This window comes from Streptomyces uncialis, assembly GCF_036250755.1.
Lineage (GTDB): Bacteria > Actinomycetota > Actinomycetes > Streptomycetales > Streptomycetaceae > Streptomyces > Streptomyces uncialis.
Window position 1 is genome coordinate 5,132,195 of the sequence record NZ_CP109583.1, and the last position, 22,459, is coordinate 5,154,653.

Here is a 22,459-nt window from a genome sequence, read left to right on the forward strand (position 1 = left end):
TGCTGCGGGAGGGGGTGGGCGGGAATCTCTGCTCGCAGACTCCGATGCTCTTCAGTAGCTCCGCTGGACGTCGTGCCGAGCGTGTCGGATCGAGGACGGAGAATCCCGACCGGCACCGACCCGAAAGACGGCAGAACGCGCCCCAAAGGGGCGCGGGGAACTGCGCGAAAACGACGGGCGACGGCACAGGGACAAGTACGTCCCGCCGGACGGACCTGGGAAGCGCAAGCGAAGGCGACCCGCGGGGAACTGCGCGAAAACGACGAGCGACGGCACAGGAATGAAGTACGTCCAGCCGGACAGACCTGGGAAGCGCAAGCGAAGGCGGCCCGCACAGCAACGAAGTACGTTCAGCCGGACGGACCTCAGAACGCCGCGCGTACCTCGCCGACCGGGACCGGGCCGCCCATGAGGGGGGCCGAACCGACAAGGTCGAGCACCGCGTCCCGTACGCCCGCCATCGACAGCGCACGCGAGAGCACGGGCCCCACAGCCCGCCCCCCACCGTCCTCGATCTTGAACGCCAGCGCCCGCCCGCAGGGCAACGCGACGGCCTGAACCGCCTCCGCGCCCATCTTCGCGAGCGCCCCGGGCACCGCCCGCATCAGCCAGGTGTCGGCCCGCCGCGTCCCGGCGACATACTCCGGGTGCGCCCGCATCGCGTCGGCCACCGCCCGCTCCGCCGACCCCTCGCCGGCCCCGGCGAACGCCCGGAACGCCCGCGCCAGCCCCGTCAGGGACAGCGCGAGCAACGGCGCCCCGCACCCGTCCGTACCGCTCACCGCGACCCGCTCGCCCGCGGCCGTCTCGACCGTCTCCCGTACCAGCAGCTGGAGGGGGTGCGCGGGGTCGAGATAGGAGTCGAGGGGCCAGCCGCGGCGCAGACAGGCCGCGAGCATCGCCGTGTGCTTGCCGGAGCAGTTCATGGTGATCCGCTCACGGACACCCCCGGCCGCCAGATACGCCTCGGCCTCCACCGGGTCCAGCGGCAGGTCCGGTGGGCACCCGAGCTGCCCGGCGGTGAGCCCGTACTCGTCCAGCATCAGGCGGACCAGCGAGAGGTGAAACGATTCGCCGGAGTGGCTGGCGGCGGCGAGCGCGAGCCGTTCCCCGGCGAGGGGGAGCCCGGCCCGCAGGACAGCCGCGGCCTGCATCGGCTTGTTCGCGGAGCGGGGGAAGACGGGCGAGGTGACATCGCCGAGCACCAGCTCGGGCGTCCCGTCCGGGTCCAGCAGGACGAGGCTCCCGCGGTGCCGCCCCTCGACGAAACCGGAACGCACGACCTCGGCGAGCACGGGGGGCGCCGGATCGCCGCCGCCCGCCGGTGTACGGGGCTGGGGACCGGGACCGGGGGTGCTGGTGGGCATGGGCGGGTGGCCTTCCGCGGTGGCCCGCCCCGCGAGGGCCCGGGATCGCCGGGCCCGTCGCGTCAGGCGAGCAGATCGTCTACTTGCGCTTCGCCTTCACGGTACCTGCGGGTGATCTCCGCGCTGCATCCGTCGGCGGTCCGCTGGAGCCGCTGCCGGCGCCCGGAGACCTGCTGCTCGTACTGGACGAGCCTGCTCTTCGCGTCGTGCAGCTCCTTGTCGGTGCGGGCGGCGAGGTCGGACAGTTCGACCTCGCCGAGCATCTCGGCGGCCAGCCGCCGGTACTCCTCGTTGTGGGGGGTGCCCAGTGTGAGGTGCCGGGCGGACGAGCGGTACCGCGCGGGCTGGTCGGTGAGGATCTCGGACAGCCGGTCGACCACGGGCGCCTTGGGCGCGCGGCGCCGGGCGAGTTCGGCGCGCAGGATGTCGATCCGGCCCTGGAGCAGCCGTCGCACATAGCTGAGGTCGGCCTCGTCCCGCTGGGCGTCCCGGCGTACCGCGCGCAGCTCGGGCAGGCTCAGGCCGGGCAGGTCCGGGTCCGGCAGCAGCCGGTCGAGGAGCTGGTTGCCCGCGAGCCGCTGGGCGGGGGGCCGCGCGCCGCCCCGGGTGCCGCCTCTCACCCCGCTTCTGGTCCGCGGGGTCGTCCGGGTCAGTGACACGGGGACAGGCTGCTGCTGCCCGGTACTCGGTGTGCTCATGCGTCCTTACCGTCCCCTCGACCGGCGCGGGCTGCCGCGTCACCAGCATCGTGCCACTCCGAGTGGGCGCTATGTGACCGAGTGCCCCCGATCGGCCCCGGATGGGGGGTTCGGGGGCATGCGTGTGCCCCCGGATGGGCGCTGGAACACGCGGCCGGGGGGTGAGGGCATGATGGGGCGCATGCGAGCGGTGGTGCAGCGGGTGGACGGGGCGGAGGTCGTCGTCGACGGGGTGACCGTCGGGGAGATCGCCGGGGAGGGACTGTGCGTCCTGGTGGGGGTGACCCATGGAGACACGCCCGAGCAGGCGGAGCGGCTGGCCCGCAAGCTGTGGACGCTGCGCGTCCTGAGCGAGGAGCGGTCCTGCTCGGACATGGGCGCCCCGCTGCTGGTGATCAGCCAGTTCACGCTGTACGGGGACGCCCGCAAGGGGCGGCGGCCCACCTGGAACGCGGCGGCGCCCGGCGAGGTCGCGGAGCCGCTGGTGGACGAGGTCGTGGCGCGGCTGCGGGCCCTGGGCGCGACGGTGGCGACGGGCCGCTTCGGCGCGGCGATGCGGGTGTCCCTGACGAACGACGGTCCGTTCACGGTGCTGCTGGACGTATGAGTCCCGTGCCGGGCACGGGACTCATCGTGTCTGCCGCCGGGCGGGCTCAGGGTTCTACGACGGTCTCCTGGGCGGCGGCGGTGCCGTCCGCGACGAGCCGGGCGTCCACGGGGACGTTCCGCTTGACCAGCGCGAGGGCGATGGGCCCCAGCTCGTGGTGGCGGGCGGAGGTGGTGACGAAGCCGAGCTTGCGTCCGTCGGGGCCGTCGTCGGCGAGCCGCAGTTCGGTGCCGCGCGGCGGCAGGTGCACCTCGCTGCCGTCGAGGTGCAGGAACACCAGCCGCCGCGGGGGCTTGCCGAGGTTCTGCACCCGGGCCACGGTCTCCTGGCCCCGGTAGCAGCCCTTCTGGAGGTGCACGGCGGACCCGATCCAGCCCAGCTCGTGGGGGATGGTCCGGTGGTCGGTCTCGAAGCCGACCCGCGGCCGGTGGCCCTCCACCCGCAGCGCCTCGTACGCGAGAAGGCCGACCGCGGGCCCGTACCGTCCGTCCTCGGTGAGCGCGGCGAGGTCCGCGCGGGGCAGGAACAGATCGCGGCCGTGGGGGGTCTCGCGGACGGCGACCCCTTCGGGCACGGGGGCGATGGAACCGGCGGGCAGATGCACGACGGCGGTGTCGGCGGTGCGGTCGGCGACCTCGGCCCGGTAGAAGAACTTCATCGACTCCAGATACGCGACGAGCGCGTCCTGGGTGCCGGGCTCCACATGGGCCCATACGGTCGTGCCGTCGTCGACGAGGTACAGCGCGTGTTCGATATGGCCGTTCGCGGAGAGGATCAGCGCTTCGGTGGCCTGGCCGGGCGGCAGCGCGCTCATGTGCTGGGTGAGCAGCAGATGCAGCCAGCTCAGCCGGTCCTCACCGGTGACGGTGACGACACCGCGGTGGGAGAGGTCGACGAATCCGGTCCCGCCGGCGAGGGAGCGCTGTTCGCGGAACAGATCGCCGTAGTGGCCCGCGACGCCTTCGTCCACGCCCTCCGCGGAGACGGCACCGGGCAGCGACAACAAGGGGCTCTTCATATCCACTCAGGGTACGACCCCTGGGCGCCGCGGTTCATTCCCCGCCGTCGGCTGCGCCGGTCCGGCCGCCGTTCCCGCCGCTCTGCTCGGTGTCCTGCGCGGCGCTCTGCCCGGCGTGGGCGCGGGCGCACCGCTCGCAGCGGCCGAAGATCGCGAAGTGCTTCATATCGGTCTCGAAGCCGAAGGTGTCCCGCAGCTTGGCGGTGAACTCCCCGGCGACGGTGACGTCCGCCTCGATGACGCCGGAGCAGTCCCGGCACACCAGATGGATGTGGTGGTGGCGGTCCGCGAGGTGGTAGGTCGGCGCCCCGTGCCCGAGGTGGGCATGGCTGACCAGCCCCAGCTCCTCCAGCAGCTCCAGGGTCCGGTACACCGTGGAGATGTTGATCCCGGACGCGGTCTTGCGCACCTCGCACAGGAGGTCGTCGGGGGTCGCGTGCTCCAGGGTGTCGACAGCCTCCAGCACCAGCTGACGCTGCGGCGTCAGGCGGTATCCGCGGCGCCTCAGATCGGTCTTCCAGTCGGTGCTCACCACGCGTCCAGTGTAAGCAGCGGCGGCGCGGTCACGGCCCGGACGGAGGATTTCCGGCCCCGGGCGGGACGACGGGAACGGCCCCGGTACGGGTACCGGGGCCGTGGGCGTCGTCGGGGCGGTGCGGGCCGGACCGCTTGGCGGGCTACTTGAAGAAGGCGATGCCGTCGTCCGGGAGGTCGCCCAGGTCCTTCGCCCATTCGGCGACGTCCTCGGGGCTGACGACCTTCTTGAGGTGGGCCGACATGTAGGGGCGCAGCGGGACGTCGGGCGTCTGCTTCTCGCCGACCCACATGAGGTCGCTCTTGACGTAGCCGTACAGGCGCTTGCCGCCGGTGTAGGGGCCGGAGGCGGCGGTACGGGCGACGGCGTCGGTGACGATGTCGATCTGGGGCTTCTTGTCGGCGAGCTCGCCGTACCAGACCTCGACCACACCGTCGTCGCGGACCATGGTGACCTCGACCTTGCGGTCGGCGTCGATCCGCCAGAAGCCGGACTCCGACTCCAGGGGCTTCACCTTGTTGCCGTCGTTGTCCAGGATCCACGTGTGGGAGTGGTACTCCAGGAAGTCCCGCCCGTCGTGGGTGAAGCTGACCTCCTGGCCGAAGTTGGCCTTCTCGGCCCCGGGGAAGTCGGTGACGCCCGCGCCCGCCCAGTTCCCGAGCAGGAACACGAGGGGGACGACGTCTTTGTGCAGGTCGGACGGGATCTGGATCATGTGCGATCGGCTTCCTGGGTGGGGGTCAGCGCTGGCCCTGGTAGAGCTTCTTCACGGCGAGTCCGGTGAAGGCGAGGACGCCGACGCAGACGAGGACGAGAAGAGCTTCGAAAAAGATGACCACGGGGTGCTCCTCGGTGGGCAAGGGTGAGCGGTGCAGAGCCGGGCCCAGTTTAGTGTGCGGGCGCCGGGCGCTCGCGGCGAGGTCGGCGGACGGGTGGCGGCCGTGCGGCGGGGACCGGCGGGGACCGGCGGCGCGGGGCGCGCCTACGATGCGGTCATGGCGAAGAAGCTCGTGATCAAGGTGACGGCCGGGGCGGACTCGCCCGAGCGGTGCTCCCAGGCGTTCACGGTGGCGGTGGTGGCCGTCGCCAGCGGGGTCGAGGTGTCGATGTGGCTGACGGGTGAGTCGGCGTGGTTCGCGCTGCCGGGCCGGGCTGCGGAGTTCGAGCTTCCGCACGCGGCGCCGCTGCCCGAGCTGATCGAGGGCATCCTGGCGGGCGGCAGTCTCACGCTCTGCACCCAGTGCGCGGCCCGGCGTGACATCGCGCCGGCGGATGTGATCGACGGGGTGCGGATCGCGGGAGCGCAGGTCTTCGTCCAGGAGTCCCTCGCCGACGACACCCAGGCCCTCGTGTACTAGCCGGGCGGGGGTGGCGACGGGCCGGGGGCTCACTTCTTCCCGTCGAGTTCGTCCCACCACTTGTCGGACTGGGGGTCGCCGGAGGGGTCGTCCCACCAGCGGTCGTCGGGGCCCCGGCGGTTCGCCATGATCGCGGCTATGGGCGGGATGACCATCGCGACCAGGCACATCACCACGGCCGCCGGTACGGACCACAGGCGCACCACCGACCACGCCAGGACGAAGAGCACCACGCACGTGCCCATCATGGCGAAGTACACATGACGCCTGCGCGCGTACATACCTCCAGCGTACGACCGGGCGCCCGCACGGGCCCTGTCGCGACGGGTCCGGTGCCGGGCCGTCCGGTCGGGGGGAACGGGCCCGGAAAAGCGCCCGGAGGGCCGTACCCCCGGTCAAGTGGCGTCCAACCCCCTGGGGCACGGCCCTCCGGGCCGTCCTGTCGCGCGTCGTCGTCAGACGGCGATCGCGACCTCGGCGAGTCCGCCGGTCTGCGCGACCACGGTGCGGTCGGCGGAGCCGCCGGGCACCAGCGCGCGGAGGGTCCAGGTGCCCTCGGCGGCGTAGAAGCGGAACTGACCGGTCGCCGAGGTGGGCACCTCGGCCGTGAACTCGCCGGTCGAGTCCAGCAGCCGGACGTAGCCGGTCACGGGCTCACCGTCACGGGTCACCTGGCCCTGGATGGTGGTCTCACCGGGCTTGATCGTCGAGGCGTCGGGGCCGCCGACCTGCGCTCCACACATATGCGTCTTCTCCAGACTGGCTGTCGGTCGGTGCGGTTACTTGGCGGGGCCGAGCTCGATCGGCACACCCACGAGGGAGCCGTACTCGGTCCACGAACCGTCGTAGTTCTTGACGTTGTCCACGCCCAGCAGCTCGTGCAGCACGAACCAGGTCAGGGCGGAGCGCTCACCGATGCGGCAGTACGCGATGGTGTCCTTCGCGAGGTCGACCTGCTCGTCGGCGTAGAGGGCCGTGAGCTGCTCGTCCGACTTGAAGGTGCCGTCGTCGTTGGCGTTCTTGGACCACGGGATGTTGCGGGCGGACGGGACGTGACCCGGGCGCTGCGACTGCTCCTGCGGCAGGTGGGCCGGGGCGAGGAGCTTGCCGGAGAACTCGTCGGGGGAGCGGACGTCCACCAGGTTCTGGGCGCCGATCGCGGCGATCACGTCGTCGCGGTAGGCGCGGATCGAGGTGTCCTGCTCCTTGGCCTTGTACTCGGTGGCCGCGCGGGCGGGCACCTCGGTGACCAGGTCGCGGGAGTCGAGCTCCCACTTCTTGCGGCCGCCGTCGAGAAGCTTCACGGACTGGTGACCGTAGAGCTTGAAGTACCAGTAGGCGTAGGACGCGAACCAGTTGTTGTTGCCGCCGTAGAGGACGACGGTGTCGTCGCCTGCGATGCCGCGCTCGGAGAGGAGCTTCTCGAAGCCGGCCTGGTCGACGAAGTCACGGCGGACCGGGTCCTGGAGGTCCGTGCGCCAGTCGATCTTGACGGCGTTCCTGATGTGGTTCTTGTCGTACGCGGCGGTGTCCTCGTCGACCTCGACGATGACGACCTTCGGGCTGTCGAGGTTGGCCTCGACCCAGTCGGCGTCTACCAGGACGTCGCTGCGGCTCATGTTCGTTCTCCTCCGGGGCAGTTGCGGCGGGATGACACGTCGTACGGGGCGGGTGCGGGTACGGCTCCCGGTGGTCCGGGGCCGGGTGCCGGGGTGGCCTCGGGAAACCGGCCGGTCGGGGGGCGGTGGTCCGCCGGAAGCGGGGTCCGCCCGGCCCTCGCGGTCGGAGACCGGGGCCGTGGGGTCCGCACGGGACTCGCTCAGACGGTGCGACAGAGCATGGCGGCGACGCGGCACAGGTCGACTGCCCGCCGCTTCGTCAGATCCGCCTGTCCCCGCGAACGGAGACCGCTCAAATAGCACCGCATGGGGACGATCGTAGGGAGGCCCGGGCCGCCATGTCACCGCTGTGTCATATCCTGAGACAGGATCGTCCGGGATGTGGGAATGAGTCACCCGCCGGACGGACGGCCGGGCGCGCGGGTCCGCCCGTCCGGGGCGTCATATCTGCGGTACGGACTTCGTCGTCTCGCACTGTGGACATGGGGCGGATGCGGGCCGCCGGGCGGGGCTGCCGGGGAACTACCCGACGAGCCGGATGTCCGAACCCTTCACCGTGATGTCCACCCCGTCGGGGGCGGCCTCGACCTTGTCCAGCTCGATCCCGGCGGGCAGGTCCCCGATCCGCTGCTGGAAGTCCGTGATCTCCCGGATCTTGGCGTCCGCGATCGGCACCCCGAAGTCCGGCAGCGAGTCCGCGTCCACCTTCACCTGGCCGTCGCGGACCGTCGCCGAGCTGAGCACGGAGATCGGCTGGGGGAGCTTGCGGCCCATGACCGTCGCCTCGACCGCGACCTTGATCTTGCCGTTGCCGCCGTCCGACAGCCCCACGACCTGGGCCTCCACCCCCGGTCCCAGCTCGACCGGTTCGACGCGGGCGGCCTTCAGCAGCTCCGGGTACGAGACCCTGGCCGTGCCGGACGCGCTGTCCGCGGTCGCGGAGGAGAAGTCACCGGTGAAGCCGACGCCCGACATCCGGGCGGTCAGCTCGTCGATCCGGATCGTCGAGGCCGCGCCGCCGGTCCGGCCGGAGGCGTCGAAGTCCTTGATCCCGATCTCCACCTCGTCCAGCGTGCCGCCCGCGAGCTGGGTCAGGAACGGGAAGCCGTTGATCGACACATCGGGGGTGTTCTCCAGCCCCTCGTTCGCGCGGATGCGGTCGGCGGCCTCGCTCTCGGCGAAGTTCACGGCGAGACGGTCCGCGGCGATGAACAGGCCGCCGAGGATGACGGCGACGATCAGGAGTATTCGCAGTGCGCGCATGGCCGGTGGTTCCCCCCGAGGCATTGGTCGTGTGCCGCGAGCCTAACGGGCCGCCTTCGCTTGCGCTTTCGAGGTCTTCCGGGGCGGGCGCGCTTGTCCCTGTGCGGGTCGCCTTCGCTTGCGCTTCCGAGGTCTGTCCGGCGGGACGCACTTGTCCCTGTGCCGTCGCTCGGTGGTTTCGCGCAGTTCCCCGCGCCCCTTTGGGGGCGCCTCAGCCGCCTGGGGTTGCTTTTCACCCTTCTCCTCCCGCAGTCGCGTGGCTGCGGGAGGGGGTGGGCGGGAATCTCTGCTCGCAGACTCCGATGCTCTTCAGTCGGACCACTGGACGTCGTACCGAGCGTGTCGGATCGAGGACGGAGAATCCCGACCGGCACCGACCCGAAGAACCGGCCGGGTGCGCCCCAAAGGGGCGCGGGGAACTGCGCACCCCACGAACGACGGCACAGGAACGAAGTACGCCCAGCCGGACGGACCTCAGAGGCGCAAGCGGCTGCTACGGGAGGATCTGGGCGAGGATGTAGGTCGCGGGGGCCGCCGCCGCCAGGGGGAGGGCCACTCCCGCCGTCATATGGACGAACCGCGACGGGTAGTCGTAGCTCGCCGCCCGGTGGCCGATCAGCGCACACGCGCCGGCGGCCAGCCCCAGCAGCGCCCCGTCGGTCCCCCAGTCGGAGAACCGCCCGGCCGCGATCCCCGCACCCGCCGCCGCGAGCAGCGCGACCAGCACCGACGCGGCGGTCGGCAGCGGCAGCGCCCGTGCCAGCACCGCCGCGGCGACGGCGATACCCGCGATCACCACCGCGTCCGTCGCCGCGCCCAGATACCCGGCGCCGATCACCGCCAGCGCGGACGACACGACGGTGGCCAGCAGTCCCGCGAGCCGCTCGTCCGGTCCCGCGTGGCTGCGCAGCCCGAGGACGATGGACAGCAGCACCCAGACGCCGAGCGTGCCGAGGATCGCGGCGGGCGCGTTCTCGCGGCCCGCCACCAGCAGCGCCGCGTTCGCCGCGAGGCCGCCGAGGAACGCCAGCGCGATGCCCTGCCGCGCGGGCCACATGCCGTTGAGCCGGAACCACCCCGCGGCGGTCACGGCCTGGAGCAGCACCAGCGGGACCAGCGTCGCGTACTCGTGCAGCGCGGCGGCCCCGGAGAGCAGCAGCGCGAGGACGGCGGTGACCGCGGCGGGCTGGAGTCCCGGTTCCAGGATCTGCGGTCGGCCCTCCGCGCGGGCCCGGTCGGCGGCGGTCGCGTACTGGGGCTCGGCCGCGGCGGTGGTGCTCGCCCCGCCGGTGACTGTGCCGGTGCCGGTGAACCCGGGCGGGTCCATGGCCGGGGCCGGTGCGGGTGGCGGGGTGTGCACGGGGGTGTGCGCGGGGTACTGCTGCTGGGTCATCGGGCCCGGTGCCTGGGGCTGGGCGGCCGCGTACGGCTGGGGCTGCTGCTGTCCGTACTGGCCGGTGGGGTGGCCGGTCTGCCCGTACTGGCCGGTGCTGCCGTACTGGCCGCTCTGGTCGTACTGGCCGGTGTTGCCGTACGGCTGGGGTGTCCCGTACGGGGGTGAGGTGCCCTGGCCCTGCTGCGTTCCGTGCTGCGGGGTGCCGTACCCGGTGCCGTACTCCTGCGGAGGCGGGCCGTAGCCCTGCGGCGCGCCGTACCGCTCGGGCGGCGGGGTGCTGTCGGTGATGGGGGGCTGGAGCTCGGTCTCCCAGGTCGGGGCCTGCCACTGCTGGGTCTGCGGACCCTCGTCGTACGGCTCCGGGTACCCCGACTGCGGATATCCGGGGTCCGTACCGTACGGCTGGTCGGGCTGGTTGGTCATGAGTGGGTGGTCACCCTCCTGCGAACGGTGGGAGCACCTCGACCGTGCCGCCCTCGGCCAGCCGTACCGTCTCATGCTCCCGGGTGCCGACGGGGTCCCCGTCGACGAGGAACGAGCAGCGGTCCAGCACCCGGACCAGTTCTCCGGGGTGGCGCGTGCGGGCGCCGGCCAGTGCCTCGGCCAGGTTCCCGGCGTCGAACGGTTCCTCCGCCACGCCTGCGGCGGCTTTCGCCGCGGCCCAGTAGCGGATCGTCCCCCTCGCCATGTCTCGCTCCTCCGGAGTGCTGTGTACGGTCCTCCATCATGCCGTGCGGGTCGCCTTCGCTTGCGCTTCCGAGGTTTCCTGCGCTGGACGTACTCCGTTCCTGGGCCGTCGCTCGTGGGTGCGCAGTTCCCCGCGGGTCGCCTTCGCTTGCGCTTCCGAGGTCTGTCCGGCGGGACGCGCTTGTTTCCTGTGCGGGTCGAACGGGGGTGCGCAGTTCCCCGCGCCCCTGGGTGGTGCCCCTTGCGGTTTTCGTCCGGCTGCGGATGGTCCTTGGTTGCTCGCGCAGTTCCCCGCGCCCCTGAGGTGGTGCCTCATTGCGGTCGCTCTTCGGGTGCGGGCCGGTTCTCGTCTTTGCGCAGTTCCCCGCGCCCCTGAAGGGGCACCCCTCTCCTCCCGCAGTCGCTCGGCTGCGGGAGGGGGTGGGCGGGAATCTCTGCTCGCAGACTCCGATGCTCTTCAGTAGCTCCGCTGGACGTCGTACCGAGCGTGTCGGATCGAGGACGGAGAATCCCGACCGGCACCGACCCGAAGAACCGGCAGAACGCGCCCCAAAGGGGCGCGGGGAACTGCGCGAAACCACCGAGCGACGGCACAGGAACGGAGTGCGCCCCGCCGGACAGACCCGGGGAGCGCAAGCGAAGGCGACCTGCGGGGAACTGCGCACCCCACGAGCGACGGCACAGGAACGGAGTGCGCCCCGCCGGACAGACCCGGGGAGCGCAAGCGAAGGCGACCTGCGGGGAACTGCGCACCCCACGAGCGACGGCACAGGAACGGAGTGCGCCCCGCCGGACAGACCCGGGGGCGCGAGCGAAGGCGCCCGCGCTCCGCGAGTACCTCGTGCTTCCGGGGCCGGATCGGGCCCGTTTCGTGGGGGCGTGCGGGGCCTCCCGGGGGCGGCCGGAGGGCCGATCAGCGCGTTCGGCCTGCCCGTGGGGTGGCCATGTGGGTTATTCTGCTGCGCAAGAAGGACTCGGGCGACGCCGCCTCCGGGTCCTTTTGTGCTTTCCGGCGCGTTGTATACGACCCTGGTGTCGTAGCCGGAAAGCCGCGAAAGCGACAGCGCAGTACGAGGCAGTGCCGTAAACGTCCTCGCAGGGACCGAGGAGGAACCGACGTTATGGGCGAGCGAACCGTGCACGTAGGCCGGACGACCCGGGCGGGTGGGGAGTGATGAGCTCTCTGCTGCTCCTGACCAATGCCCTCCAGCCGTCGGCGGAGGTGCTTCCCGCGCTCGGCCTGCTGCTGCACAACGTGCGGGTGGCCCCCGCCGAGGGCCCCGCCCTGATCGACACCCCCGGCGCGGACGTGATCCTCGTGGACGGGCGGCGGGATCTGCCGCAGGTGCGCAGCCTGTGCCAGCTGCTGCGGTCCACCGGGCCCGGGTGTCCGCTGATCCTGGTGGTGACGGAGGGCGGGCTCGCCGCCGTCACCGCGGACTGGGGCGTGGACGACGTCCTGCTCGACACGGCGGGCCCCGCCGAGGTCGAGGCGCGGCTCCGGCTGGCGCTGGGCCGCAGGCAGATCGTGGACGACGACTCCCCGATGGAGATCCGCAACGGTGATCTGTCGGTGGACGAGGCGACGTACAGCGCCAAGCTCAAGGGGCGGGTGCTGGACCTCACGTTCAAGGAGTTCGAGCTGCTGAAGTACCTCGCGCAGCACCCCGGGCGGGTGTTCACCCGGGCGCAGCTCCTCCAGGAGGTGTGGGGGTACGACTACTTCGGCGGCACCCGGACCGTGGACGTCCATGTGCGACGGCTGCGGGCGAAGCTGGGGCCTGAGCACGAGTCGCTGATCGGGACCGTCCGGAATGTGGGATACCGCTTCGTCACCCCGGAGAAGCCGGTCCCCGAGTCGGTCTCCGTCCCGGACACGGTGCCGGACACCGTCCAGGGCATCCAGGGCGTTCAGGGCTTCCAGGGGTAGGGGGCCGGGACCCGACTGTTCCGGTTCGTGTTCGGCCCGGGTGCGGGCCCGGCGCCGTCGGCTGTGGTCGGCGGCGCCGTGGGTCCCCCGTGCCCGGAGCGCGCGCGGACCTGTGCGTGGGCTGTGCGTGATCGTCGGGGGCCTGTCCGGGGCGGGGATTTGGTCGCCGGACGACCTGCTCAAACGGGTGTCTCTCCGCGTAGACTTCGCGCGTGGCCAAGGTGACTCGGGACGATGTGGCGCGACTGGCGGGTACGTCGACCGCGGTTGTCAGCTATGTGATCAACAACGGACCCAGACCGGTCGCCCCGGCGACGCGTGAGCGGGTGCTCGCCGCGATCAAGGAACTGCACTACCGCCCGGACCGGGTGGCGCAGGCGATGGCGTCCCGTCGCACGGATCTCATAGGAATGATCGTCCCGGACGCGCGCCAGCCGTTCTTCGCCGAGATGACCCATGCCGTGGAACAGGCGGCGGCCGAGCGGGGCAAGATGGTCCTGGTCGGCAACTCCGACTATCTGGACGAGCGCGAGGTCCACTATCTGCGGGCGTTCCTCGGGATGCGGGTCTCCGGGCTGATCCTGGTGAGCCAGGGCCCGAGCGAGACCGCCGCGGCGGAGATCGACGCCTGGGACGCGCGGGTGGTGCTGCTGCACCGCAGGCCGGAGGCGATCGAGGACGTCGCCGTCGTCATCGACGACGTGGGCGGCGCGCAGCTCGTCACCCGGCATCTGCTGGAGCACGGGTACCCGTATGTCGCGTGTCTCGGCGGGAACGAGGCGACGCCGACGGTGGGCGACCCGGTCACCGACCATGTCGAGGGCTGGCGGCGGGCCATGGCGGAGGCGGGGCGGTCCACCGAGGGGCGGCTGTTCGAGGCTCCGTACAACCGGTACGACGCGTATCAGGTGGCGCTGGGGCTGCTCGCCGGTCCGGACCGGCCGCCCGCGATCGTGTGCGCGACCGACGACCAGGCGATCGGGGTGCTGCGGGCCGCGCGGGAGCTGCGGATCGATGTGCCCGGGGAGCTGGCGGTCGCGGGGTTCGACGATGTGAAGGAAGCGGGGTTGACCGATCCGCCGCTGACCACTGTCGCGTCGGATCGGCCCGCGATGGCGCGGGAGGCGGTGGACCTGGTGCTGGACGAGGGGCTGCGGGTGGCCGGGTCGCGCCGGGAGCGGTTGAAGTTGTTCCCGTCGCGGTTGGTGGTGCGGCGGTCCTGCGGTTGCCACTGATCGCCTTCGCTTGCGCTTCCTAGGTCCGTCCGGCTGGACGTACTTCGTTCCTGTGCCGTCGCTCGGTGGTTTCGCGCAGTTCCCCGCGCCCCTTTGGGGCGCATCCGGTCGGTTCTTCGGGTCGGTGCCGGTCGGGATTCTCCGTCCTCGCTCCAACGCGCTCGGTCGGACGTTCCCCTTGCCCGACTGAAGAGCATCGGAGTCTGCGGGCAGAGATTCCCGCCCACCCCCTTACGTGAGTCCTGCGACTGCGCGAGGAGGGTGCTTTGAACCCCGCCCCCGGTCGCTGACAGCCCGCAGCCGGACGGCAGCCCCAGGAGGGCGCCCCCAAAGGGGCGCGGGGAACTGCGCAAAGGCGAGGGCAGACCCGCACCCGACGAACAAGCCCGAAGGGGCAGCATCCAGGGGCGCGGGGAACTGCGCACCCCACGGGCGACGGCACAGGAACGGAGTGCGTCCAGCCGGACGGACCTGGGAAGCGCAAGCGAAGGCGACCCGCGGGGAACTGCGCAAAGGCGAGGGCAGACCCGCACCCGACGAACAAGCCCGAAGGGGCAGCATCCAGGGGCGCGGGGAACTGCGCATCCCACGGGCGACGGCACGGGAACGGAGTGCGTCCAGCCGGGCGGACCTCGGAAGCGCAAGCGAAGGCGACCCGCGGGGAACTGCGCAAAGGCGAGGGCAGACCCGCACCCGACGAACAAGCCCGAAGGGGCAGCATCCAGGGGCGCGGGGAACTGCGCACCCCACGGGCGACGGCGCAGGAACGGAGTACGTCCAGCCGGACGGACCTCGGAAGCGCAAGCGAAGGCGACCCGCGGGGAACTGCGCATCCCACGGGCGACGGCGCAGGGACGGAGTACGTCCAGCCGGGCGGACCTCGGAAGCGCAAGCGAAGGCGACCCGTGCAGGGACAAGTGCGTTCAGCTGGGGTAACTCGGGGCGGCGGATGTCAAGACTCTGTGCGGTACATCAAGTCCGTCTCGTGGGTGAGGAAGCCGAGGCGTTCGTAGACCCGCACAGCGGGGACGTTGTCGGCGTCGACGTAGAGCATGGCCGTCGACGCCCCCGTCCCCGCGAGATGCCGCAGCCCCACCGTGGTGAGCGCCTTGCCGAGGCCGCCGCCCTGGGCGCCGGGGCGTACCCCGACGACGTACACCTCGCCGAGTCCCTCCGCGGCGTGCACCTTCGTCCAGTGGAAGCCGACCAGTTCGCCGTCACGCTCCGCGAGGAAGAATCCCGCCGGGTCGAACCACGGTTCCGCCTTGCGGTCGTCGAGGTCGCGCTGGGTGAGCGAGCCCTGCTCGGGGTGGTGGGCGAAGGCCGCCGCGTTCACCGCGAGCCAGGCCGTGTCGTCCTGGCCCGGGACGAAGGTCCGTACGGTGACGCCCTCCGGCCAGACGGGGTCCGGCAGGTCCAGGTCCGTCAACGGGCGCCGCATCTGACGCAGTTCCCGGAACAGGGTCAGCCCGAGGACCTGGGCGAGATGCCGGGCCGCCGAGTGCCCGCCGTGCGCCCAGATCCGCAGCCGCTTGCCGGACGCGGCGAGCAGCGCGTTGCCGAGGGCGCGGCCGTGGCCCCGGCCCCGGTGCGCGGGGTGGACGACCAGCTCGGCGGCGGGCGCCTCGACCGGGTCCGTGTCCTCCAGCTGCGCGTATCCGAGGAGTTCGGCGCCGAGGAACAGCAGCAGATGGCGCACGCCCGCGCGCGGGCCGCCGCGCAGCTGGAGCCTGCCCTGTTCCGACACGGCCTGCTGGCCGTCCTCCCGCGCCGCCGCCGTGAGCAGCTCCAGCACGGCGTCCGCCTGTTCGGCGGTCACCTCGGTCAGGGTCTCGATCCGCCGGGGGCCCGTGGCGGGAACGGTCTCACTCGTCATACCCCGACCCTACGACGCCCCGTCCGAAGCGGTCGGGTCCCCGGGCCCGCCCACCCGTACCGGCGCGCCCGCGGCGCCCCGCCCGGCGGCCTCCGGGGGCACCGCGCCGGCCAACGGCAATCAGTCCGTGACCCTTACCCCCTGTTGCGCTACGCGCGTTGACCTTAGGCTGCCGACCGCACCTCCCGTGTCCACCCACCCATGCCAGGGGGCCCCGTGCCAACGAAATCGACCCCGTCCGGAAGAACGATCCGGGTACTCGCCGCGCTGGCGGCCGCCGCCACGGTCGGCGCCCTGACCGCCGCGCTCCCCGCCTCGGCGGAGACCGGCCGCGGTGACCGTGACGACGACCACCGGGGCCACGGTCACAAGCCCCGCACGGTGGACGTGCAGCTCCTCTCGTTCAACGATCTGCACGGGCATCTGGAGCCCCCGTCGGGTTCCTCCGGCACGCTGACCGAACGCCAGCCGGACGGGACGACGAAGCAGGTGACGGCCGGTGGCGTCGAGTACCTGGCCAGCTCGCTGCGCACCGCGCGCAAGGGCAAGCCGTACTCGGTGACGACCGCCGCCGGTGACCTGATCGGCGGCAGCCCGCTGCTGTCGGGGCTGTTCCACGACGAGCCGACGATCGAGGCGCTGAACAAGCTGGACCTGGATGTCGCGGGGGTCGGCAACCACGAGTTCGACGAGGGCACCAAGGAACTCCAGCGCATCCAGAACGGCGGCTGCCATCCCACCGCCGGATGCTTCGAGCCGGGCCGCAAGTTCAAGGGCGCCGACTTCCCCTACCTCGCGGCGAACGTGACGGTCGAGAAGACCAAGCGTCCCGTGCTCGCCCCGTACTGGGTGTGGAAGGAGAAGGGCGTCAAGGTCGGCTTCATCGGGATCACGCTGGAGGGCACCCCCGACATCGTCTCGGCGGACGGCATCAAGGGCCTGAAGTTCCACGACGAGGTCGAGACGGTCAACAAGTACGCCAAGGTGCTGGAGCGCCAGGGCGTCAAGTCCATCGTCGCGGTGATCCACGAGGGCGGCTACCCGGCCTCCACCTCGTACAACTACGACTGCGACTCGCCGGGTGCCGGTGACGGGATCTCCGGCCCGATCGTCGACATCGCCAAGGGCATCTCCCCGCAGGTCGACGCGCTTGTGACGGGGCACACCCACCAGCCGTACGCGTGCTCGATCCCCGACCCGTCGGGCAAGCCGCGCACGGTGACCTCGGCGTCGTCGTTCGGCCGGCTGTACACCGAGACGACGCTGACGTACGACCGCCGGACGAACGACATCGTCCGTACGAGTGTGAAGTCCGCCAACCACGTGGTGCGCCGTGACCAGCCCAGGGCCGCGGACATGACGGAACTGATCGGCCGCTGGAACAAGCTGGCCGCGCCGATCGCCAGCCGTCCCGTCGGCTTCATCGCCGGTGACATCCCGGGCCGGGGCGCCACCACGCTGGAGTCCCCGCTGGGCGATCTGATCTCGGACGCGCAGCTCGCGCAGGCCCGGACGCTGGACCCGAAGGCCGTGGTCGCGCTGATGAACCCGGGCGGTATCCGCGCGGATCTCGTCCACAAGGCGGTCGGCACCGAAGGGGACGGGGTCGTCACCTACGGCGAGGGCTTCACCGTCCAGCCGTTCGGCAACACGGTGAACCTGGTGGACCTGACCGGCGCGCAGCTCGTCACCGCGCTCCAGCAGCAGGTCAGCGGCCCGAACACGGCCGCCCCGAAGATCCTCCAGGTCTCCGACGGCCTCACCTACACGCTGGACATGACGAAGGCGGGCGCGGACCGCGTGGTGACCGGTTCGATCCGGCTGAACGGTCAGCCCCTCGACCCGGCGGCCACGTACCGCGTCGTGCTGAACAACTTCCTGACCGGTGGCGGCGACGGCTTCACCGAGCTCGCCAAGGGCAAGAACCCGCTGGTCGGCGGCGACGACCTGAAGGCGCTGACCGACTACCTGGGCGCCAACTCCTCGGCCGCGGCCCCGCTGGTCCCGCCGAAGGCGGACCGCATCACGGTCATCCGCTGACCCTGGAGCCGTTCGGCAAGTCGTAGAGCCCTGCGCGGGTAGAGCTCTGTGAGGGCGGAGCCCTTTGAGGGGTGGGAGGGGCCGTTCCGGATTCGTCCGGGGCGGTCCCTCTTCCTGTGTCCGTGCACCGAGGCGGACTTGGGGCGGGGCGGGTCCCGTCCGCCGTCCCGTTACCCTCCTGGTGCGACCGCCTGCCGGACCTAGGGACGGGACACCATGGACGAGGAACCGCTGGCCGACTTCGCGGAGCGCCGTGACGCGCGGATCGGACGGCTGCGCGCGGTCCCGGTCGTGGACGGCCGGGCTCCCCGGGCCGCGCACGTCAGCCCGGCCGAGCCCCGGGTGGTCGAGCGGTGGAACGGCCATGTGTGGGAGATGCACGCGGTGGTCCCGGACCTGGCCGCGGCGAAGGCGCTCCTGTACCCCGGACCCCGTACCCCGCCCCCCGCCGAGGGCCCGCCCCTGGGGAAGGGCCCCGGCCGCCACCGCAAGCCGAGGGTTCCGCCCACGGCGACCTGAGCCCGGTGGCGAGTTGTCCGACGGTCGGGGTGTCGCCCGACTGAGCTTGCTGCGAACGCGTTACCCGCACACGGCAGTTGCGAGGCAGCGACGGGTCCCAGCCCCCCGACCCAGGTATTCGATACCCGGCGGCTCGCTCACGCGGTGACCCCTTGACCTCAACCTTGATTGCGGTTCTACGTTTCTCCTAGCAGCAGGAAAACACCGGGGAACACGTAACAGGGAGCGCCGACATGACCGCCCAGCACCTCTCCGACGCCGAACTCGCCACCCAGCCCGCCGCCTACTGGACCGGGGTCGCCTACGAGGCGCTGATCGCGTACATCCGGGCCCAGCAGGCGGAACTCGGTTTCACGCAGCCGCAGTACTGGCTGCTGCGGAATCTGTCGAAGAACGACATCTCCGCCGACGGCCAGGGCATGACGATCCCCGAACTCCAGCGGGCCATGGCCACCTACCTCCGGGAGGAGGACGATCTGGCCGCCGAGTCGGAGGGGCTGCTGGAGCGCGGTTGGCTCACCCGGGACGGCGAGGGGCGGCTGTGGATCACCGAGGCGGGCGACGAGGCCCGCGCGGGTCTCAAGCGGCACGCCCCGGTCATCCGCGACCGTATCCACGAGGGCATCGACGACGCCGACTACGTCACCACGCTGAAGGTCCTCCGGCAGATGCTCCGGAACACCGGCAGTGAGCTGGTCTAGCCGTCCGGCCGGTTCACCTCACGCGCTCCGGTCGTACGGCGGTGACCCCCGCGTGCGTCCGGTGCAGGGTCGGGGCCTCTGTCTCGTCCAGCAGGGCGCGGGCGAAGTCCGCGGGGGCGATCCGGTCGTCCGGCGCGGCCGGGGCGAACGTGTACCCGCCGGACGGGACGCCCTCGTGGTCGAAGTCCCCCGCCGGGCTCAGGACCACCCAGTCCAGCGCGTCGGGCGCGGCCACGCGCAGCGCCTCGGTACCGGCCGCGTGTCCGGCGCTGAACTCCCGCCACTGCGTGGGGAAGCCGGGGCTGTCCATCAGCAAGTCCCCCGTGGGGGTGGGCAGTACGGACGCGATGCCGACCGAGACCAGTCGCTTCACCCCGGCCGCCGCTAGCCCTTCCGCGACGGCCCGGGCGACCGCCGGGAAGAAGGTGCCGGGGGCCGCCCCGGGGTCGTACACGGCGACGATCGCCGCGTCGTGCCCGGCCGCGAGCCGCGCCACGGCCGCCGGGTCCGTCACCTCACCGTCGGCCCGCCGGGCCTCCGTCACCTCATGACCCCGCCGCCGGGCCTCCGCCACGGCCGCCCGGCCGACCCTGCCGCCCGCCCCGAACACGATGATCCTGCCGTTCCTGTTCTCCATGGCCGGGAGCGTAGGCCGCGCGCTGGTTTCCGTCCGGATACCGCTCTACGGTGTAGGGCATGCCGAAGCCGCAGGCCGAACAGGCCCCGGGCGCAGCTTCCTTGGCGCCCCTGGACCCTGGGATGTTCGACCCCGTCTGCCCGTCCACGCTGGTGCCGTTCCGCGTGGTCGACAAGTGGGCACCGCTCGTCCTGCGCTGTCTTGAGGACGGTCCGCGCCGCTTCTCGGAGCTGCGGGTTCCGCTGCGCGGCATCACGGCCAAGTCGCTGACCCACTCGCTGCGCGCCCTGGAACGGGACGGCTTCGTCGTCCGCGCGGAGCACGAGGGGGCGCCGCGCCACGTCGAGTACGCCATGACCCCGCTGGGCCGGGGTCTGCTGGGCTCGCTGGACACCGTCTGCGCGTGGACCCGGGAGCACTGGGACGAGTTGCTCGACGCGCGTGAGGCGGGCCTTTCGCGGGCGGACGTGCGCTGACCTGTCCCTGGGCGCGGGTGCTGACGCGCCGGTCAGGTGGGCCGGGCGGTGGAGGTTCGCGGACCGGTCGGGTGACCGTCGCGCCGGGCATGCGGGCGTCCGGGCGCATCCGTCGGGAACATGGGCGGAGTCGCGGTGCCGAGGGATGGCGGATCTGCTGTGGAGGACTCCGGGCCGCGTGCCCTGGTACGGAAGGCGTGGGCGGCCAACCCGCCGATGCTCGCGACCACGGTCGTCGCGGGCCTGATCACGGTCGCCGCGCTGGTGGGGCTGGCCGTGGACCCGCGCACGATCACCGGGCAGCCCGCGTGGGCCAAGCCCGCCCGGTTCGCGTTCTCCTTCGGCCTGTTCGGCGTGACCCTGATCTGGCTGCTGACGTTCGTCCGGGGCCACGACCGTCTGGTGCGGGTGATGTCCTGGACGGCGGTGGTCTGCGTGACCGTCGAGGCGTCGGGGGCCTCCTGGGCGGCGGCGGCCGGGACCACCAGCCACTTCAACTTCACCACCGCCGTGTCCGGCGCGAGGGCCTTCGGGATGCTGACGGCCTCACTGGTGCTGGTCCTCATGGCCTTGGTGGCCGTGGTCCTGCTGCTGCGGGAACGGGTCGAGCCGCCCGCGCTGGCGTGGGCCCTGCGGCTGGGGCTGGTCGTGACCGTCGCGAGCATGGTCGTCGCGTATCTCATGGTGCAGTCCACGCCCGCGCAGGAGGCCGCGGCGGACCCCCGGCCCGATTCGCCGTACCTCGGCGGGATGCCCTACATCGGCGCGCACACCGTGGGCCCGCCCGACGGCGGCCCGGGGATGCCGGTCACCAACTTCAGTACCGTCGGCGGGGACTGGCGCGTGGCGCACTTCGTCGGCGTCCACTCCCTTCAGGTCCTGATCCTGCTGGGCCTGCTCCTCACCCTCGGCCCCCGGATGCTCGGTCCCCGTCACCGCACGGCCCTGGTCTGGATCGCCGGGGGCGGCTGTCTCGCCCTGACCGGCGTCCTCACCTGGCAGGCCCACCGCGGCCAGCCCTTCACCGCCCCGGACACCACGACCGGCCTCGCACTGACGTCCCTGGCCGTCGCCGTCGCAGCGGCCACCGCGACCGTATTCCTCCACGCCCGCGCGACCTGGAATCCGATCGGGGCCGGGCGTCCTGGGTGAGCGGTCGTGTGGTCTGCCGGGACGTTTGGGGGCGTTAGCATCGGCGCCATCGGTCCCGAGGAACGGAGTTCGTCCGTGGGTCAACAGCGCGTCGGTGTCGCCGTCCTGACCATGGGCAACCGGCCCGCAGAGCTCACCCGGCTGCTGGACTCGGTGGCGGCGCAGGACACGCCCGCGACCCGCGTGGTGGTGGTCGGCAACGGAACGCCGTTGCCCGCGTTGCCCGATGGCGTCACCGGAGTCGAGCTTCCGGAGAATCTTGGGGTCTCCGGCGGCCGGAACGTCGCGCTGGACCGGTTGCGGGAGTTCGGGGACGTCGATCTGGTGGTGGATCTGGACGACGACGGGCTGCTGATCGCGCCGGACGTGTTCACCCGGCTCGTGGCGCGGTACGAGGCGGACGACCGGCTGGGAATTGTGAGCTTCCGGATCGCGGACGAGCGCGGCCGTACCCAGCGGCGCCATGTTCCCCGACTGCGCTCGGCCGACCCGATGCGGGGCGGACCCGTGACCACGTTCCTCGGCGGAGGACACGCGTTGTCGGCACGGATGCTGGACGAGACCGGGGGCTGGCCGGACGCGTTCTTCTACGCCCATGAGGAGACGGATCTGGCCTGGCGCGCGCTGGACGCGGGATGGAAGATCCTCTACGACCCGGAAGTGGTCCTCCAGCACCCGTGGACGGAACCGACCAGGCACGCCGTCTTCCACCGCATGGTCGCCCGCAACCGCGTCTGGCTCGCGAAACGGCATCTGCCCGCTCCGCTGGTGCCCGTGTACCTCGGGGTGTGGACCGTCCTCACGCTCACCCGGACACGCTCGGTGGCGGGGCTGCGCGCGTGGTGCGGCGGCTTCGCCGAGGGGCTGCGTACGCCGTGCCCGCCGCGACGGCCGATGCGGTGGGCCACGGTGCGGCGGATGACCCGGCTGGGAAGGCCCCCGGTCATCTGAACCGGTTGCCGGACGTGGGCCTGTCGTGGGTCGGTTGTGCCGGTTGCGGAGAGGGGAGCGCGGGCGGGGCGGTGGCTCCGGCTGAGGGCTTGTGCGCCGGTGCGTCGTCCGTCGGGTGACTGCTATACAGCTTCCACTCGGACGCGTCGGGCTTCCGTTGCGAGGAGGGAGCGGGGAATCATGAGCGAGGTCGAACCGGCACGTGCGGGCTCCGGCGGGGACGACGACGGTGACGGGCTGCCCGGGGAGCCGTGGCCCGGTCCGCCTCTCCCGCCGACCCCTGACGGCGGACCGGGTGTGCCCAATCCGCCGAAGAAGTGAACGCGTCGCGCGTGGACCCGGAACCCGGGGACGGCCCGAACAGCATGGACGGATGGACCTTACTGGGGCGGCG

The 22,459-nt window shown here is 72.1% G+C and carries 25 protein-coding genes; 11 read left to right on the forward strand and 14 right to left on the reverse strand.

The window, feature by feature from the left end:
* Window positions 1-365: 365 nt before the first annotated feature.
* Together OG711_RS21285 and OG711_RS21290 are read right to left on the reverse strand one after the other, a co-directional pair.
* A complete protein-coding gene (locus OG711_RS21285; protein WP_329560065.1) occupies window positions 366-1,367 on the reverse strand; it encodes an asparaginase in 1,002 nt (333 codons plus the stop codon).
* A gap of 62 nt (window positions 1,368-1,429) precedes the next feature.
* On the reverse strand, window positions 1,430-2,065 hold the full coding sequence (locus tag OG711_RS21290) for an RsiG family protein (protein ID WP_073796095.1): 636 nt from the start codon (window positions 2,063-2,065) through the stop codon (window positions 1,430-1,432).
* Window positions 2,066-2,246: 181 nt separating this feature from the next.
* On the opposite strand from OG711_RS21290, the gene dtd reads away from it, so the two are divergent.
* Window positions 2,247-2,672 (forward strand): D-aminoacyl-tRNA deacylase, encoded by a 426-nt coding sequence (gene dtd, locus OG711_RS21295; protein WP_073796093.1) that lies wholly within the window; start codon window positions 2,247-2,249, stop codon window positions 2,670-2,672.
* Window positions 2,673-2,718: 46 nt separating this feature from the next.
* Here the strand turns inward: dtd and ygfZ are convergent, their stop codons facing one another.
* From ygfZ to OG711_RS21310, 3 genes are all read right to left on the reverse strand, one after another.
* Window positions 2,719-3,690, reverse strand: a complete 972-nt coding sequence (gene ygfZ / locus OG711_RS21300) for a CAF17-like 4Fe-4S cluster assembly/insertion protein YgfZ (protein ID WP_266517386.1) — start codon at window positions 3,688-3,690, stop codon at window positions 2,719-2,721.
* Between the two features lie 34 nt (window positions 3,691-3,724).
* Window positions 3,725-4,225: a Fur family transcriptional regulator gene (locus tag OG711_RS21305; protein WP_329560066.1), complete on the reverse strand. Its 501-nt coding sequence runs from the start codon at window positions 4,223-4,225 to the stop codon at window positions 3,725-3,727.
* A 142-nt stretch (window positions 4,226-4,367) separates the two neighbouring features.
* Window positions 4,368-4,940, reverse strand: a complete 573-nt coding sequence (locus OG711_RS21310; RefSeq protein ID WP_073796089.1) for an FABP family protein — start codon at window positions 4,938-4,940, stop codon at window positions 4,368-4,370.
* 280 nt (window positions 4,941-5,220) lie between these two features.
* On the opposite strand from OG711_RS21310, the gene OG711_RS21315 reads away from it, so the two are divergent.
* On the forward strand, window positions 5,221-5,583 hold the full coding sequence (locus OG711_RS21315; RefSeq protein ID WP_329560067.1) for a DsrE family protein: 363 nt from the start codon (window positions 5,221-5,223) through the stop codon (window positions 5,581-5,583).
* A 29-nt stretch (window positions 5,584-5,612) separates the two neighbouring features.
* On the opposite strand, the gene OG711_RS21320 is transcribed toward OG711_RS21315, so the two are convergent.
* The 7 genes from OG711_RS21320 to OG711_RS21345 form a co-directional block, all read right to left on the reverse strand.
* Window positions 5,613-5,864, reverse strand: coding sequence for a DUF3099 domain-containing protein (locus OG711_RS21320; RefSeq protein WP_073796087.1), 252 nt, complete (start codon window positions 5,862-5,864; stop codon window positions 5,613-5,615).
* A 174-nt stretch (window positions 5,865-6,038) separates the two neighbouring features.
* Entirely contained in the window at window positions 6,039-6,326 is a 288-nt protein-coding gene (locus tag OG711_RS21325; protein WP_073796085.1) for a DUF1416 domain-containing protein, read from the reverse strand.
* Window positions 6,327-6,362: 36 nt separating this feature from the next.
* Window positions 6,363-7,202 (reverse strand): sulfurtransferase, encoded by an 840-nt coding sequence (locus tag OG711_RS21330; RefSeq protein ID WP_073796083.1) that lies wholly within the window; start codon window positions 7,200-7,202, stop codon window positions 6,363-6,365.
* 200 nt (window positions 7,203-7,402) lie between these two features.
* Window positions 7,403-7,510 (reverse strand): putative leader peptide, encoded by a 108-nt coding sequence (locus OG711_RS39170; protein WP_353961799.1) that lies wholly within the window; start codon window positions 7,508-7,510, stop codon window positions 7,403-7,405.
* 214 nt (window positions 7,511-7,724) lie between these two features.
* Window positions 7,725-8,465, reverse strand: a complete 741-nt coding sequence (locus OG711_RS21335) for an LmeA family phospholipid-binding protein (RefSeq protein WP_266517369.1) — start codon at window positions 8,463-8,465, stop codon at window positions 7,725-7,727.
* A 493-nt stretch (window positions 8,466-8,958) separates the two neighbouring features.
* Window positions 8,959-10,284 carry a hypothetical protein gene (locus OG711_RS21340; RefSeq protein ID WP_329560068.1) on the reverse strand — a complete coding sequence of 442 codons (1,326 nt, stop codon included), beginning with the start codon at window positions 10,282-10,284 and terminating at the stop codon, window positions 8,959-8,961.
* A gap of 10 nt (window positions 10,285-10,294) precedes the next feature.
* Window positions 10,295-10,549, reverse strand: coding sequence for a MoaD/ThiS family protein (locus tag OG711_RS21345; RefSeq protein WP_073796077.1), 255 nt, complete (start codon window positions 10,547-10,549; stop codon window positions 10,295-10,297).
* A 1,173-nt stretch (window positions 10,550-11,722) separates the two neighbouring features.
* Here OG711_RS21345 and OG711_RS21350 point away from each other — a divergent pair.
* Both OG711_RS21350 and OG711_RS21355 read left to right on the forward strand, forming a co-directional pair.
* On the forward strand, window positions 11,723-12,478 hold the full coding sequence (locus OG711_RS21350) for a response regulator transcription factor (RefSeq protein ID WP_073796075.1): 756 nt from the start codon (window positions 11,723-11,725) through the stop codon (window positions 12,476-12,478).
* A gap of 212 nt (window positions 12,479-12,690) precedes the next feature.
* The gene (locus OG711_RS21355; protein WP_073796072.1) at window positions 12,691-13,713 is read left to right on the forward strand and encodes a LacI family DNA-binding transcriptional regulator; all 1,023 of its coding nucleotides are present in this window, start codon (window positions 12,691-12,693) and stop codon (window positions 13,711-13,713) included.
* A gap of 952 nt (window positions 13,714-14,665) precedes the next feature.
* Here OG711_RS21355 and mshD read toward each other — a convergent pair.
* Entirely contained in the window at window positions 14,666-15,589 is a 924-nt protein-coding gene (mshD, locus tag OG711_RS21360) for a mycothiol synthase (RefSeq protein WP_329560069.1), read from the reverse strand.
* A 201-nt stretch (window positions 15,590-15,790) separates the two neighbouring features.
* Between mshD and OG711_RS21365 the strand changes: the two genes are divergently transcribed.
* The 3 genes from OG711_RS21365 to OG711_RS21375 all read left to right on the forward strand — a co-directional run bounded on the left by OG711_RS21365 (window position 15,791) and on the right by OG711_RS21375 (window position 18,849).
* Entirely contained in the window at window positions 15,791-17,629 is a 1,839-nt protein-coding gene (locus OG711_RS21365; RefSeq protein ID WP_073796066.1) for a bifunctional metallophosphatase/5'-nucleotidase, read from the forward strand.
* Between the two features lie 216 nt (window positions 17,630-17,845).
* The gene (locus OG711_RS21370) at window positions 17,846-18,148 is read left to right on the forward strand and encodes a DUF6087 family protein (protein ID WP_073796063.1); all 303 of its coding nucleotides are present in this window, start codon (window positions 17,846-17,848) and stop codon (window positions 18,146-18,148) included.
* A 233-nt stretch (window positions 18,149-18,381) separates the two neighbouring features.
* Window positions 18,382-18,849 carry a MarR family winged helix-turn-helix transcriptional regulator gene (locus OG711_RS21375; RefSeq protein ID WP_329560070.1) on the forward strand — a complete coding sequence of 156 codons (468 nt, stop codon included), beginning with the start codon at window positions 18,382-18,384 and terminating at the stop codon, window positions 18,847-18,849.
* Between the two features lie 13 nt (window positions 18,850-18,862).
* On the opposite strand, the gene OG711_RS21380 is transcribed toward OG711_RS21375, so the two are convergent.
* Entirely contained in the window at window positions 18,863-19,486 is a 624-nt protein-coding gene (locus OG711_RS21380) for an NAD(P)-dependent oxidoreductase (protein WP_329560071.1), read from the reverse strand.
* A 59-nt stretch (window positions 19,487-19,545) separates the two neighbouring features.
* On the opposite strand from OG711_RS21380, the gene OG711_RS21385 reads away from it, so the two are divergent.
* The 4 genes from OG711_RS21385 (at window position 19,546) to OG711_RS21400 (ending at window position 22,386) form a co-directional block, all read left to right on the forward strand.
* Window positions 19,546-19,962, forward strand: a complete 417-nt coding sequence (locus OG711_RS21385) for a winged helix-turn-helix transcriptional regulator (protein WP_329560072.1) — start codon at window positions 19,546-19,548, stop codon at window positions 19,960-19,962.
* Between the two features lie 159 nt (window positions 19,963-20,121).
* Window positions 20,122-21,114, forward strand: coding sequence for a hypothetical protein (locus OG711_RS21390; RefSeq protein WP_329560073.1), 993 nt, complete (start codon window positions 20,122-20,124; stop codon window positions 21,112-21,114).
* Between the two features lie 75 nt (window positions 21,115-21,189).
* On the forward strand, window positions 21,190-22,065 hold the full coding sequence (locus OG711_RS21395) for a glycosyltransferase family 2 protein (RefSeq protein WP_329560074.1): 876 nt from the start codon (window positions 21,190-21,192) through the stop codon (window positions 22,063-22,065).
* A gap of 180 nt (window positions 22,066-22,245) precedes the next feature.
* The gene (locus OG711_RS21400) at window positions 22,246-22,386 is read left to right on the forward strand and encodes a hypothetical protein (protein WP_266517344.1); all 141 of its coding nucleotides are present in this window, start codon (window positions 22,246-22,248) and stop codon (window positions 22,384-22,386) included.
* Window positions 22,387-22,459 lie beyond the last annotated feature (73 nt).

Coding starts and splice junctions, on each gene's coding strand:
- OG711_RS21330 (WP_073796083.1), bottom strand. CDS start 7,202: ATGAGCCGCAGCGACGTCCTGGTAGACGCCGACTGGGTCGAGGCCAAC.
- OG711_RS21310 (WP_073796089.1), bottom strand. CDS start 4,940: ATGATCCAGATCCCGTCCGACCTGCACAAAGACGTCGTCCCCCTCGTG.
- OG711_RS21325 (WP_073796085.1), bottom strand. CDS start 6,326: ATGTGTGGAGCGCAGGTCGGCGGCCCCGACGCCTCGACGATCAAGCCC.
- OG711_RS21285 (WP_329560065.1), bottom strand. CDS start 1,367: ATGCCCACCAGCACCCCCGGTCCCGGTCCCCAGCCCCGTACACCGGCG.
- OG711_RS21340 (WP_329560068.1), bottom strand. CDS start 10,284: ATGACCAACCAGCCCGACCAGCCGTACGGTACGGACCCCGGATATCCG.
- OG711_RS21335 (WP_266517369.1), bottom strand. CDS start 8,465: ATGCGCGCACTGCGAATACTCCTGATCGTCGCCGTCATCCTCGGCGGC.
- OG711_RS21380 (WP_329560071.1), bottom strand. CDS start 19,486: ATGGAGAACAGGAACGGCAGGATCATCGTGTTCGGGGCGGGCGGCAGG.
- ygfZ (WP_266517386.1), bottom strand. CDS start 3,690: ATGAAGAGCCCCTTGTTGTCGCTGCCCGGTGCCGTCTCCGCGGAGGGC.
- OG711_RS21370 (WP_073796063.1), top strand. CDS start 17,846: ATGGACGAGGAACCGCTGGCCGACTTCGCGGAGCGCCGTGACGCGCGG.
- OG711_RS21365 (WP_073796066.1), top strand. CDS start 15,791: ATGCCAGGGGGCCCCGTGCCAACGAAATCGACCCCGTCCGGAAGAACG.
- OG711_RS21345 (WP_073796077.1), bottom strand. CDS start 10,549: ATGGCGAGGGGGACGATCCGCTACTGGGCCGCGGCGAAAGCCGCCGCA.
- OG711_RS21320 (WP_073796087.1), bottom strand. CDS start 5,864: ATGTACGCGCGCAGGCGTCATGTGTACTTCGCCATGATGGGCACGTGC.
- OG711_RS21350 (WP_073796075.1), top strand. CDS start 11,723: ATGAGCTCTCTGCTGCTCCTGACCAATGCCCTCCAGCCGTCGGCGGAG.
- OG711_RS39170 (WP_353961799.1), bottom strand. CDS start 7,510: ATGCGGTGCTATTTGAGCGGTCTCCGTTCGCGGGGACAGGCGGATCTG.
- OG711_RS21315 (WP_329560067.1), top strand. CDS start 5,221: ATGGCGAAGAAGCTCGTGATCAAGGTGACGGCCGGGGCGGACTCGCCC.
- dtd (WP_073796093.1), top strand. CDS start 2,247: ATGCGAGCGGTGGTGCAGCGGGTGGACGGGGCGGAGGTCGTCGTCGAC.
- OG711_RS21290 (WP_073796095.1), bottom strand. CDS start 2,065: ATGAGCACACCGAGTACCGGGCAGCAGCAGCCTGTCCCCGTGTCACTG.
- OG711_RS21400 (WP_266517344.1), top strand. CDS start 22,246: ATGAGCGAGGTCGAACCGGCACGTGCGGGCTCCGGCGGGGACGACGAC.
- OG711_RS21375 (WP_329560070.1), top strand. CDS start 18,382: ATGACCGCCCAGCACCTCTCCGACGCCGAACTCGCCACCCAGCCCGCC.
- mshD (WP_329560069.1), bottom strand. CDS start 15,589: ATGACGAGTGAGACCGTTCCCGCCACGGGCCCCCGGCGGATCGAGACC.
- OG711_RS21385 (WP_329560072.1), top strand. CDS start 19,546: ATGCCGAAGCCGCAGGCCGAACAGGCCCCGGGCGCAGCTTCCTTGGCG.